9 protein-coding genes are annotated in these 11,579 nt (G+C 75.1%); 2 read left to right on the top strand and 7 right to left on the bottom strand.

What is annotated here, in order from left to right; genetic code table 11:
* Positions 1-44: 44 nt before the first annotated feature.
* Together ACIQOW_RS35675 and ACIQOW_RS35670 are read right to left on the bottom strand one after the other, a co-directional pair.
* Positions 45-3,728, bottom strand: coding sequence for a SpoIIE family protein phosphatase (locus tag ACIQOW_RS35675; RefSeq protein ID WP_401092011.1), 3,684 nt, complete (start codon positions 3,726-3,728; stop codon positions 45-47).
* 220 nt (positions 3,729-3,948) lie between these two features.
* The gene (locus ACIQOW_RS35670) at positions 3,949-5,442 is read right to left on the bottom strand and encodes an MFS transporter (RefSeq protein WP_401092010.1); all 1,494 of its coding nucleotides are present in this window, start codon (positions 5,440-5,442) and stop codon (positions 3,949-3,951) included.
* Positions 5,443-5,562: 120 nt separating this feature from the next.
* On the opposite strand from ACIQOW_RS35670, the gene ACIQOW_RS35665 reads away from it, so the two are divergent.
* A complete protein-coding gene (locus tag ACIQOW_RS35665) occupies positions 5,563-6,108 on the top strand; it encodes a winged helix-turn-helix transcriptional regulator (RefSeq protein WP_401092009.1) in 546 nt (181 codons plus the stop codon).
* A gap of 108 nt (positions 6,109-6,216) precedes the next feature.
* On the opposite strand, the gene ACIQOW_RS35660 is transcribed toward ACIQOW_RS35665, so the two are convergent.
* From ACIQOW_RS35660 to ACIQOW_RS35645, 4 genes are all read right to left on the bottom strand, one after another.
* Positions 6,217-7,401 (bottom strand): alpha/beta hydrolase family protein, encoded by a 1,185-nt coding sequence (locus ACIQOW_RS35660; RefSeq protein WP_401092008.1) that lies wholly within the window; start codon positions 7,399-7,401, stop codon positions 6,217-6,219.
* Between the two features lie 21 nt (positions 7,402-7,422).
* A complete protein-coding gene (locus ACIQOW_RS35655) occupies positions 7,423-8,295 on the bottom strand; it encodes a hypothetical protein (RefSeq protein ID WP_401092007.1) in 873 nt (290 codons plus the stop codon).
* A gap of 429 nt (positions 8,296-8,724) precedes the next feature.
* A complete protein-coding gene (locus tag ACIQOW_RS35650) occupies positions 8,725-9,789 on the bottom strand; it encodes a serine hydrolase domain-containing protein (protein WP_401092006.1) in 1,065 nt (354 codons plus the stop codon).
* A 111-nt stretch (positions 9,790-9,900) separates the two neighbouring features.
* Entirely contained in the window at positions 9,901-10,314 is a 414-nt protein-coding gene (locus ACIQOW_RS35645; RefSeq protein WP_401092005.1) for an HIT family protein, read from the bottom strand.
* Positions 10,315-10,482: 168 nt separating this feature from the next.
* On the opposite strand from ACIQOW_RS35645, the gene ACIQOW_RS35640 reads away from it, so the two are divergent.
* Positions 10,483-10,671, top strand: a complete 189-nt coding sequence (locus ACIQOW_RS35640; RefSeq protein ID WP_188299765.1) for a DUF1508 domain-containing protein — start codon at positions 10,483-10,485, stop codon at positions 10,669-10,671.
* A 133-nt stretch (positions 10,672-10,804) separates the two neighbouring features.
* Here ACIQOW_RS35640 and ACIQOW_RS35635 read toward each other — a convergent pair whose 3' ends face one another.
* Entirely contained in the window at positions 10,805-11,500 is a 696-nt protein-coding gene (locus tag ACIQOW_RS35635; RefSeq protein WP_401092004.1) for an MSMEG_1061 family FMN-dependent PPOX-type flavoprotein, read from the bottom strand.
* Positions 11,501-11,579 lie beyond the last annotated feature (79 nt).

Genomic DNA, 11,579 nt, shown 5'->3' with positions numbered 1-11,579 from the left:
GTCACGATGCCTGTTCGTGACGGCCGCCGACCGCCGGCCGTTGGTCAGGCGGTCGGTGAGGCTCCCGGGGGCAGTTCCAGTTCGAACCAGACCACCTTGCCGTCCTTGGTCCGGCGGCTGCCCCAGCGGTGCGCGAGCTCGTTGACCAGGTGGATGCCGCGGCCGCCCTCGTCCTCGCTGTGGGCGCGGCGGATCCGGGGCACCTCGGTGTCCCGGTCGGCGACCTCGACGGTGAGCACCCTGTTGCAGTAGAGCCGCAGTTGGGTGGGCGATCCGGCGTGCACCAGGGCGTTGGTGATCAGCTCGCTGGTGAGCAGCTCGGCCCAGTCGGCGAGCGCGTCGAGGCCCCAGGCGATCAGCGTCTCGCGGGTGAAGCGGCGGGAGTGGGCGACCATCGCGTGGTCGCCGCCGAGCGGCAGGATGGCGATCCGGTCCGCGCCCCGCGGGCGGACCTGCGCCATGATGACGGCGATGTCGTCCTCGCCGGTGCTCTCGGTGAGCCGGCTCAGGACGGCGTCGCAGGTCTGCTCCAGCGAGCCGCGCCGGTCGGCGACGGTGCGGCAGAGCAACTGGAGCCCCTCGTCCAGGTCCTGGCCCCTGCGCTCGACCAGCCCGTCCGTGTAGAGGGTCAGGATGCCCTCCTCGGGGAGGGTGAACTCGGCGCTCTCGAAGGCGACTCCGCCGACCCCGAGCGGGGTGCCGGTGGGCAGCTCGACCAGGTGCGCCCGCCCCTCGGTGTCGGCGACCACGGGCGGCAGGTGGCCGGCGCAGGCCGCGGTGCAGCGGCGCTCCACCGGGTCGTACACCACGCAGACGCAGGTCGCGAACTGGCCCTCGCCGATCGCCGCGGTGGCCTCGTCCAGCCGGTACAGCACCCGTGCCGGGTCCAGGTCGAGGGTGATCAGCGTCCGTGCCGCCGTGCGGAGTTGGCCCATGGTCGCGGCGGCCCTGATGCCGTGGCCCATCACGTCGCCGACGATCAGCGCGACCCGCCCCGCGGAGAGCGGCACCACGTCGAACCAGTCGCCGCCGACCTCGCTGACCACGCTGCTGGGCAGGTAGCGGTAGGCGAGGTCCAGTCCGAGCGTGCGGTGCACCTCCTGCGGCAGCAGGCTGCGCTGGAGGGTGAGCGCGGTGTCCCGTTCGCGGCGGTAGAGCCGGCCGTTGTCGATCGCCAGCGCGGTGCGGGCGGCCAGCTCCTCGGCCAGCGAGCGGTCCGCGGGGCCGAACGGCACCGGGTTGCGGGTGCGGACGAACTCCGCGCCGCCCAGCACCTGTCCGCGCGCCACCAGGGGCACCATCAGGTACGAGTGCACTCCGGCGTCCAGGCTCGGCTGCACCCGGTCGGGCGAGGCGACGATCCGGCGCAGCTCCTCCTCGGTCACCTCGGCGACCAGGATCGAGCGCCGGGTGCGCAGGCTCTGCGCGTACAGGCCGGCCGACTGCGAGGTCTCGCCCACCTGGTCGGAGGCCTCGTGCATGCCGCCCTCCGAGTCCGAGTCGCCGACCGCCACCGCCCGCATCAGCACCGCGCCCTCCGCCGGGACCGGCCCCGGCTCCTCGCCGCTGAGCACCGCGTCGCGCAGGTCCACGGTGACGAAGTCGGCGAACCGCGGGATCACCACCTCCACCAGCTCCCGGGCGGTGCGGTACAGGTCGAGCGTGGTGCCGATCCGGTTGCTGGCCTCGTTCAGCAGCGACAGCCGCTGCTGGGCCGCCCAGGCCTCGTCCAGCGCCCGCTGCCGGGCGGCCGCCGCGTCGCGCTCGCGGGTGAACAGCAGCGCGTTGTCGATCGAGACGGCCGCCCGCACCGCCAACTCCCCGGCCAGCGCCACGTCGTCGTCCACGTACGGGCGATCGGCCACGGTGCGGTAGAAGCCCGCCACGCCGACCGGGGTGCCGCGCGCGATCAGCGGGACCACCATGAACGACCGTACGTTCTGCTCCAGTGCGGCGGCCGTGCGCACCGGGTCGTCGGCGAACCAGGCCATGCCCTCCTCGTCCATCCGCGGCACCAGCACCGGCCTGCGGTGTGCCAGGCACCACGCGTACGGCGAACCGGGCAGGAAGCGGTGCAGGTTGCCGGTGCGGGCGATCGGCGCCAGCGTCGAGCCGCGCACCGAGTGGAACGCCATCCGCCGCAGCAGCGCCGAACCGTCCGCCGGGGCGGTCGCCTCGCGCTCGCCGCGGACCAGCTCCTCCAGCACCTCCACCACCACCGTGTCGGCCAGCCGGGGCGCCGCGACCTCGGCCAACTCCTGGGCGGTCTGGGCGAGATCGAGCGTGGTGCCGATCCGGGTGGAGGCCACGTTGACCAGCGCCAGCCGCTCCTGCGCGGCCTTCGCCTCGCGCAGCGCCTGCTGCCTGGCCAGCACGGTCTGGTGCTGGCGCAGGTACAGCCGGGCGTTGTCGATCGCGACGGCCGCGCGCGAGGACAGCTCGTCGCCGAGCGTGATGTCCGCCTCAGCGAAGGACTCCCGCGAGCCGCGCCGCGAGTACACGACCATGCCGAGCGTCGTGCCGCGGGCCACCAGCGGGGTGATCCGCACCGAGCGCGGGCGGTCGCCGAGGTAGGCCAGGCGGCGGCTCTCGTTGAGGCCCTCGGTCAGCATCGGCAGCTCCCAGGACGGCACGACCACCGTCCGCCCGCTGGTCAGTGCCCGGGAGTACGGGGAGTCCGGCGGCAGCTCGTACACGGCGTCCACCGGCAGGGCCTCGGCCGGGTAGAGCGCGTCGGCGGTGGAGATCGCCAGGCGGCGCACCAGCAGCGGGGCGTCCGGGGCGGGCGGCTCGACGCTCCGGCCGGCCTCCAGCTCCTCCAGTCCGAACACCGCGCTGATGTCGGCGACCCTGGGCACCATCGCGTCGGTCAGCTCCCGGGCGGTCTGCCGCAGGTCCAGCGTGGTGCCGATCGAGGCGGTCGCGTCGACCAGCAGGGCGAGGCGTTCCTGGGCGCGCACCGCTCTGGCGTCGGCGTGGAACCGTTCGGTGATGTCGATGACCGTGGCGCACACCCCGAGCACCCGGCCGCCGCGGTCCTTCAGCCGGAAGTAGGACGCGGACCAGGCGTGGTCGTGGTTCGGGTCGCCCGGGGTGCGGCCGTGCGCGAGGTCGTCCACCACCGGCTCGCCGCCCTCCAGCACCCGGCGCATCACCTCCTCGGACTCGGCGGCGTTGATCCTGGGCAGCACCTCGGTGAGCCGTCGGCCCAGCGGCTCATCGCCGTGCAGGCCGTTCGCGTCCGCGAGCGCCTCGTTCAGCCGGACGAAGCGCAGGTCGGTGTCGAAGACCGCCATGCCGACCGGGGACTGGGTGAAGAACCCGTCGAGGAGGGCCAGGTCCGCCTGGAGCCGGTGCAGTGTGGTCACCTCGGAGGCGACCGCCAGCACCATCGGGGCGCCGCCGGGCCCGCGGATCGGATGGGTGCGGAACTCCAGGTCCACCAGGTGCCCGTCCCGGTGCCGGACCGGGAAGACCCCGGACCAGGACCGGCCCGCCAGGATCTGCCGGAACAGCCGGAGCACCTCGGGCCGGCGCTCGTCCGAGCTCAGCAGCGTCGCCGCCCGTGCCCCGACCGCCTCCCGCACGGAGTGTCCGAGGAGTGCCTCCGCGTCACTGCTCCAGTGCAGGATCCGCCCGTCGGCGTCGATCAGCGCCGTCGCGATCGGCACCATCAGCAGGGCGTCACGCCGAGGCTGCCCCGCGCGCTGCGCGTAGTCGTCCACCATGGCCAGAGAACCGTCCCAGATGACGTCCGGAGATCGTTCCCACCAGCCCTGCCATCTTCGCACGCGGCCCCGGGCGGCCGCTCACCGTGGCAGCGGGCACCGCGGGTGGGCGCCCGGCCACGATCGGCGCCCGGCGCCCGGCCCGGGGGCGCCAGGGCGGTGGCGCCGACGGGAGCGTGGCCCGGTGGGCAGGACATCGGCCGGGCCGACGTCCCGGGCTTCACCGCACGACCGTGGGCCGGCGGGCCGGCCGTGCGGCGTCCGGCTCCGTGCCCGAGCGGGCTTCGGCGGCCCGGGCGGCGAGGGCGAGCAGCGCGCCGACCAGGCAGAGGGCGGCCGCGACCAGGACCGCCCGGTCGGTGCCCGCCGCCAGGGCCCGGGCCGCCGCCGCGGGGCCGGGCGAGCCGGGCCGGGCGGACCCGGCGACGGCGACCGTGACCGCCACGCCGAGGGCCGAACCCAGGTAGCGGGAGGTGTTGTTGGCGCCGGAGCCCATCGCCGCCCGGTGCGCCGGGACGCTGCCGATCGCCAGCCGGGCCAGGGCCGCGTTGAGCACCCCGCTGCCGACGCCCGCGACCGCGAGCCCCGGCGCCAGGCGCAGCCAGGACGAGCCGGGCGCGAGCCCGTACAGGCCCAGCTCGCCCGCTCCGCAGACCAGCAGACCGAGGGCGACCTGGGTGGTGGCGGTCAGCCGGGTGGCCAGCCGGCGGGCCTGGAGCGCGGAGACCACCGACAGGCCCGACCACAGGACCAGCACGCCGGCCGCGGCCGGACCGGACAGGCCGAGCACCCCCTGGAGCAGGGTGGGCAGGTAGCTCATGAAGCCGACCAGCGACAGCCCGGTGAACAGCGCCCCGCCGGTGGCTGCGACGAAGCCGGGCTCGTGGAACAGGGCGAGGTCCAGCATCGGCTCCCGGACCCTCGCCTCGACCACCGCGAACGCCGCCAGCAGCAGCACCCCGCCGGTCAGCAGCGCCACGGCGGTGGGCCGCCCCCAGCCGTCGCGGCCCTCGGCCAGTCCGGCGATCAGGCAGGAGGTGCCGGCGGCGAGGGTGAGCACCCCGTACGGGTCGAGCGCTCGCGGCCGCTCGGCCCGCGACTCGGTGAGGACGGCGACGGCGCAGCCGGCCACCACGGCCGAGCCCACCGCGATGCCGCCGCTGACCGCGCGCCACCCGGCCCACTGCTGGACCAGGGCGCCGTACACCGGCCCGATCGCGATGCCGAGGCCGAGTGCCGCGCCCCAGACTCCGAGTGCCCGGATCCGGTCGGGCCCGGGAGGGTGGGCGTGGCCGATCAGGCCGAGCGCGGGTGCCAGGACGGCCGCCGAGGCGGCGCCGAGGAGCACCCGGGAGACCAGGTAGACGGCGCCGCCGGGGGCGAGTGCGGCCAGCGCCTCGGCGGCCGTGAACAGCAGCACGCCGAAGGTGAAGACCCGCTTGCGGCCGTGGTCGTCGGCGGCGCTTCCGGCGGTGAGCAGGAGCGCGGAGATGCCGACCAGGGTGCCGGTGAGGATCCAGGTGCGGCCGGTGGCGCCCAGATGGGCGGCCTGGGCGGTGGCGGCGAGCGAGGCGGTGGGGGAGGTGTACGCGAGGGTGGTCAGGGCGGTCGCCGTCGCGGTGGTCGCCAGCGTGGCGGCGGGCCGGACGCGCGGGCCCGGGGCGGCGGGGGAGACGGGTGAGCTGGGTGAAGAGCCAGGTGGTGCGGGGGACATGGGTGTTCCCTCCGGGGGCCGGACCTATGGTCTGGTGAACGAACCTTCATCTCGGGCGGCACGCTACCACTGTCGGTCTGTTCATTGAACCCTTGAGGAGGGTGGACTAGGCTGACGCCCATGGCCCTGGGAACCGACTACGAGCTGCAGGAGTGCGCACTGGCCCGCGCGCTGGAGGTGGTCGGCGAGCGCTGGAGCCTGCTGATCGTGCGCGACGCGTTCTACGGGGTGCAGCGTTTCAACGACTTCCTCGCCCACCTCGGCATCCCGCGCGCCGTCCTCGCCTCGCGCCTCAACGCCCTGGTCGCGGCCGGGGTGCTGCGCAAGGAGGCGTACCGGCAGGCGCCGCTGCGCCACGGTTACCGGCTCACCGGGACCGGCCTCGAACTCTGGGGACCGCTCTACCAGCTGAGCCGCTGGGGTGGCCGGCACGCCACCGACGGCGGCTCGTACCACCTCTTCGCGCACGCCGGCTGCGGCACCGACCTCGACCCGGTCGGCGTCTGTCCCGCCTGTGGCGGCGGGCCCGTCCCGCCGGCCGCGGTCGTCATGCGCCCCAACCCCGCCCGCGCCGGCTCGCACCGGGAGGACCCGGTTTCCCGGGCCCTGCTCCGCCCTCACCTGCTGCTCGAACCGATCGCCTCGGCGGCGCCGCCGACCGGCTGACCGTCGGCCCGCACGCCGTCGGGGCCGCACGCCGAGGGGCCGCCGGCGGCGTGCCGACGGCCCCGCCCGGGACCGCTGTCACCCGGGAGCGGTGACCAGGGGTGGCCCTCAGTGGGTGAACCGCACCTCCGGGTCGGTGGCGGTCGGTCCGTCGAGCAGTGGCTGCGGGACGCCCTTCAGCTGGAGGTCGAAGAAGGCCCGGACGTACCGGCGGGTGAGGTCGAGGCCGCGCAGGCTCGACGTGGTGGTCCCGGACGGTTGGGGGATGCCGTACGCGTCGAAGAACAGCGGGAAGTCGGTGAAGCTGCCGTGGTTGGTGCCGTCGAAGGTCAGCCAGCGCTTGCAGCCGTCCAGCCGCGACCAGCTCTCGGTCCAGTTGGCCGCCTTGTCGTCGCCGGAGTTGTTGATCATCAGGAAGGGCTTGCCGTCGATGCCCGACTCCGGCACCGGGAGGTCCATGAAGCCGTCGAGGTTCACTCCGGCGCGGATGCGGTCGTCGGTGAGCAGGGCGGGGACGGTGGCGGCGCCGCCGGCGGAGTGTCCGGCCATGGCGATCCGGTCGCGGTCGATCAGCCGGGCGTGGCGCCAGGCCGGGTGGGGCCGGTCGGTCAGGCGGTCGAGGACGAAGGAGGCGTCCTTCGCCCGGCTCCGGTCCAGGCCCTGCCACGCCTCCCGCGTCCGTAGCTGGCCGCACATCACGCAGGGGAGGGTCTGGCCGTCGGGGAAGGTGGTGCCGGTGTTCTCGTAGGTGTGGTCGATCAGGGCGACGACGTAGCCGTGGCTGGTCAGGTCCTCGGCGAGGCTGCTCAGCGAGGCCCGGGGCATGGTGAAGCCGGGGGACAGGAGGATCAGGGGGTAGTGGCCGCCCTTCGGCCGGGCGCCGGACTCGGCCCAGGTCCGGGCGCCGGCCGCCGCCTCGGCCGGGATGGGGCCGCCGGGCAGTTTCGCGTCCAGCAGCGCCTGGGCGGCGGCGGTGGTCAGGTAGGGGGCCGGGGTACCCGTTCCGGCGTGCGCGGGGTAGTACATCGAGACCATCAGCTGCCGTGGGCCGGCGGAGGGCACCCACGGGTCCGGGCGGTCCTGGTCCACCAGGTGCAGGACTTCCTGCCCGACCGAGTACGGGCCCGTCGGGCGCGGCAGTTCGACCCGGGCTGTGGCGGGGGCGGGCGTCCCGGCCAGGGTGGTGGCCGAGGCGATGGGCGGCGCGGCCAGGGCGGGTACGGCGGTGGCCACGGACAGCGGCAGCGCGAGCAGCAGGGCCGCCGCGGCGGCGGTCGTACGGAGTCGGCTCATGTCCGAGACCGTAGGCCGCTGTCAAGGGAACTGACGTCGACTCAGCGGCGTAGTGATCCCTTCCGGGAAGGGCTCGTGGCCCCTTAGGGGATGGTCGTCCGAGGGCGGCCACCCTACGGCGGCGGCCCTGAGGTCCTCCAGGAAGTCCGCCGCCGCACGGGCGTTGGGCACCGGAAAGGTGAGCGGGAGGCCGGCCGGGCGCGTCCGGATCTCCAGCTCGCCGAGGTCGGACGCCCGGGCCGAGTGCACCTCCGCCCACCGGTGGGCCTCCGTCGCGGCGAGTGGGTGCGGCGGCCGGTGCACCAGCCCGCGGGCCGTCACCGTCAGCCGCCCCCGGGCGAAGCGGACGCTCCCCTCGGTGCGCAGCGTCTCGTGCAGGGCGGCCCGGAGCCCGGGGGAGAGGCGCTCCTCCGACTCCCGGAACAGCCCGGCCAGCCCGCGCAGGTGTGCCAGCACCAGCGGCTCCTCCGCGCCGGCCGGCCATATTCGTCCGTGCTCGTGCTCTCCGCACGGCCCGCCGGGGGAGTACTCGGTGGCCTCCACGGCGCTCCAGGGCAGGGACTCCTCGCCGCCGCCCGCCGAGACGAGCACCAGCCCGCCCTCGTGGACCCGTACGGACCGCAGCCCGGGCGCCGGCCACAGCCGCTCGTACTCGCTCACCGCCACCACCGTGGCGGCCGCCAGCACGGGCGCGGGCCACCACTCCCCGAGCACGAGACAGGCGGCCAGGGCGACGGCCGCCGCGAAGAAGTGAACCCACAGCCGCGCCCGCCGCGGCAGCGGCCGGAAGCGCCGGTACAGCCGCACCACCGGGCCGAGCCGTCCGGCCTGGTCAGGGGAGCCGACCAGGCCGGCCGAACCAGCCGGGCCGGTCACACCGGGCGCACCGGTCACACCGACCGCACCAGCCGACCGCACCCGCGTCGGCGGCCACGTCACCGCCATGTCGGCCCCCTCTCACCCGGTGGGCTCCCCAAGCGGAACCGCGACTGCCGAATCCCCAGCATCGACCGTTCGTCGCCTGAGACGACAGTGCCAATCGACACCCTTTGGCCCGAATCGGCCCCGCTATCATCGCGCCCCGGCCGGAGCCCCTCGCCACGGGGGTGGGTGCGGACGAGGCGAACGCCTCCCGGGCCGTGCGGCAGCACGCGCGCCGCGGACCGATCCACTGCCATGCCGAGCTCCTTCCACTCCGCGGCCCCTCGGGAGAGCCGCAACCGTCGGATGCTCAGGATCGACCGCCCGCCACCTCCGACAACAGTGCCGATCAGCACATTCGGGTCGAAATCCCCCGGCCGCGGCGGAGTGGCGTCCGAGCCCTCAGGCCGTCGTCGCGAACTCGTTCTGCAGCCTGCGCAGCAGCGCGGTGCCGGCCGGATCGGCCGGGCGGCGGGTGTTGGCCAGCACCACCACGCCCACCTGCTTCTCCGGGTCGAAGGCCACGAAGGACCTGAACCCGCCCGTGCCCCCGTTGTGCCAGATCTGGAGGTGCCCGCCCTGCTGGGTGTGCAGCCGGTGGCCGAGCCAGCCCAGGTGCGTCCAGGCGAACGGGTTGACCCGGTGGCGGGTCTCCCTGGTGAGGGCGATCGCGGGCGCCAGCGGCGCGTCCGGCTCGCGCCCGGCGGTGAGTTGGGCCCGCAGGAACACCGCGAGGTCGGCGGCCGTCGACCGGAGCCCGCCCATCCCGGGCACGGCCGCGAACTCCCAGTGCGGCACCGGCCGCCCGCCCCCCGTGTGCCCGTGGGCCAGCCGTGCGGACCGCTCCGCGTCCGATCGCACACAGGTGTCCACCAGGCCCAGCGGTTCGCAGACCTCGCGGGCCACCAACTCCTCGTACCCGGTGCCGGACCGCTGCGCGAGTGCCAGGCCGAGCAGCCCGGCGCCGAGGTTGGAGTAGCGGAAGCTGCGCCCCGGTGTGGCCCGCAGCCGCGTCCGGGCCAGCCCGTCGAGTATTCGCTCGGCGGTGCAACCGGCGTACGGGTCGGGATCGTTGGGGGACAGCAGCGACCGCACCGCCATGCCGCGCGGCAGCCGGGGGAGCCCCGAGGTGTGGGTGGCGAGGTGGCGGAGGGTGATCGGCTGCCGGCCCTTGGCCGGGACCGCGGCGGGCCCGCCCGGCGCCCCGGTGAGCACCTCGGCGAGCGGCTCGTCCACCTGGACGCCTCCGTCGAGGACCAGCCGGGCGAGCACGAGCGAGGTGAACACCTTGGTGACGGACCCTATTTCGAACAGCGTGTGCGGTCCGGGCACCCCGCCGTCCGGCCCGGTCCGTCCGGCACCACGGATCTCCACGTCGCCACCGGCCAGCCCGGCGACCACCGCACCGACGTGCCGCTCCGCGAGCCGGTCGACCGTCTGTTGCACGAGGGAGGCGAGTTCGTTCATGAGCCGAGGGTAGGCTCCCCCGCCGACCGAAGTCGTCCGCCCGGAAAACGATTTCGACCCCCTCCGATGCACCTGTGGAGGTACGCCCCGCGCTGCACGCGGCAGCGGACCTCAGCCCTCCAGTGCCTCCCGCAGCCGGGCCGCGACCTCGGCCGCCCCCGCCTCGTCCGGATACCGCCGCCGAGGCCAGAAGAACCCGCGCAGCCCGTCCTTCGGATTCCGCGGCACCACGTGGACGTGCAGGTGCGGCACCGACTGGCTGATCCGGTTGTTCGCCGCCACGAAGCTGCCCGCCGCGCCCAGCCCCCGCTCGACGGCCGCGGCCACCCGCTGCACCCGCAGGAAGAACGGTCCCACCTCGGCCGGCGGCAGGTCGGCGAGCGTCGGGTGGTGGGCACGCGGCACGACCAGGACGTGCCCGGGGAACAGCGGCCGGCGGTCCAGGAAGGCCACCGCCGCCTCGTCGTCCAGCACCAGGTGCGCCGGTTCGTCGCCCGCCACCACCGCACAGAAGACGCAGTCCATCCGTCCATTCAAACCAGCGGCGGCCGTCCCGGCACCCCCGCAAACCGTCACGGACCCGGCTTCACCCGACCGGCCGCCGACCGGGTGCGGCCGCCCCGCCGCCGGGCGCACGGTGCTGCCGGGGGCCGGAGAGCGGGCGCGTCGAGCGCCCACGAGGAGGTGGCCCGGATGTCGGGCAAGTTCGAGGTCTATCAGGACGCCGGCGGCAAGTACCGGTTCCGGCTCAAGGCGGGCAACGGCGAGATCGTCGCCACCGGCCAGGGCTACGTCAGCAAGGACGCCGCGCACAAGGGCGTCGAAGCGGTCCAGCGGGCCGCCGACGGCGCGCCCGTGGTGGACGTGCCCAAGGCCGCCTGAGCGCGCCCCGCCCGGCGCCCGGCCCGCCAGGACCGGCCGCCGGGCGGGGCGGGAACGGCAGGGGCCCCGCAAACGCCAGGGGCCCCCGTAAACGCCAGGGACCCCCGCGAACGGCACGGGGTGCCCCGGCAGCTCACTCGTACCGGTACAGCAGCGCCTCCCGCTCGTTCTGCTCGATCATCTCCACGGTCAGCGACTCGTCCCGCAGGTGCGAGAGCGTGACCTCCGCCGAACTCGGCTGGGCGTCCTGGGCGAGCCAGTTCTCCGGCTTCCACGCCGAGGAGCGCAGGAAGGCCTTCGGGCAGTGCCCGTACACCTCCTCGACGGCGACCACGATCGCGCTGCGCGGCGGCTTGCCGACGGCGGTCAGCTGCCGCAGCAGCTCCGGGTCGGTCGAGACGCAGGCCCGCCCGTTGACCCGCAGCGTGGCGTCCCGGCCGGGCACGACGAAGAGCAGCCCGACCCGGCCGGTCTCCAGGACGTTGTGCAGGGTGTCCAGCCGCTTGTTGCCGGTGGCGTCCGGGAGGGCCAGGGTGTACTCGTCGAGCACCGAGACCAGCCCGGCCGGCCCGCCGCGCGGGGAGACGTCGCAGCGCCCGGCGGCGTCCGAGCTGGCCACGAACACCAGCGGGGAGCAGGCGATCAGGCGCTGGGCGACCTCGTGCAGCCGGTCGACCTGCTTGCCGCGGGCCTGGGCGCCGGGCTGCTCGTAGATCTCGCGCAACTGGGCGGGATCGCTGAGCGCACCCGCGCTGAGAGCCCCGAACAGGCCGCTCGGGCGGTCCTGACCGGTACTTGACGGAACGGTGGCTTCCGGTGTGATGGTCATGCCGGAAATCTAACCGAGGCCCCTCGGCGCCCCACCGGCCGGCAGTCCCGGACCCCTCGGTGAAGGACCACCCGGACCC

It is taken from the genome of Kitasatospora sp. NPDC091335 (assembly GCF_044757205.1).
Lineage (GTDB): Bacteria > Actinomycetota > Actinomycetes > Streptomycetales > Streptomycetaceae > Kitasatospora.
This window is presented reverse-complemented; position numbering and strand designations above follow the sequence as displayed.

Bases quoted from the DNA above. Each gene is read 5' to 3' on its own strand.
- ACIQOW_RS35660 (WP_401092008.1), bottom strand. From the start codon at position 7,401: ATGAGCCGACTCCGTACGACCGCCGCCGCGGCGGCCCTGCTGCTCGCG.
- ACIQOW_RS35665 (WP_401092009.1), top strand. From the start codon at position 5,563: ATGGCCCTGGGAACCGACTACGAGCTGCAGGAGTGCGCACTGGCCCGC.
- ACIQOW_RS35645 (WP_401092005.1), bottom strand. From the start codon at position 10,314: ATGGACTGCGTCTTCTGTGCGGTGGTGGCGGGCGACGAACCGGCGCAC.
- ACIQOW_RS35640 (WP_188299765.1), top strand. From the start codon at position 10,483: ATGTCGGGCAAGTTCGAGGTCTATCAGGACGCCGGCGGCAAGTACCGG.
- ACIQOW_RS35635 (WP_401092004.1), bottom strand. From the start codon at position 11,500: ATGACCATCACACCGGAAGCCACCGTTCCGTCAAGTACCGGTCAGGAC.
- ACIQOW_RS35650 (WP_401092006.1), bottom strand. From the start codon at position 9,789: ATGAACGAACTCGCCTCCCTCGTGCAACAGACGGTCGACCGGCTCGCG.
- ACIQOW_RS35670 (WP_401092010.1), bottom strand. From the start codon at position 5,442: ATGTCCCCCGCACCACCTGGCTCTTCACCCAGCTCACCCGTCTCCCCC.
- ACIQOW_RS35675 (WP_401092011.1), bottom strand. From the start codon at position 3,728: ATGGTGGACGACTACGCGCAGCGCGCGGGGCAGCCTCGGCGTGACGCC.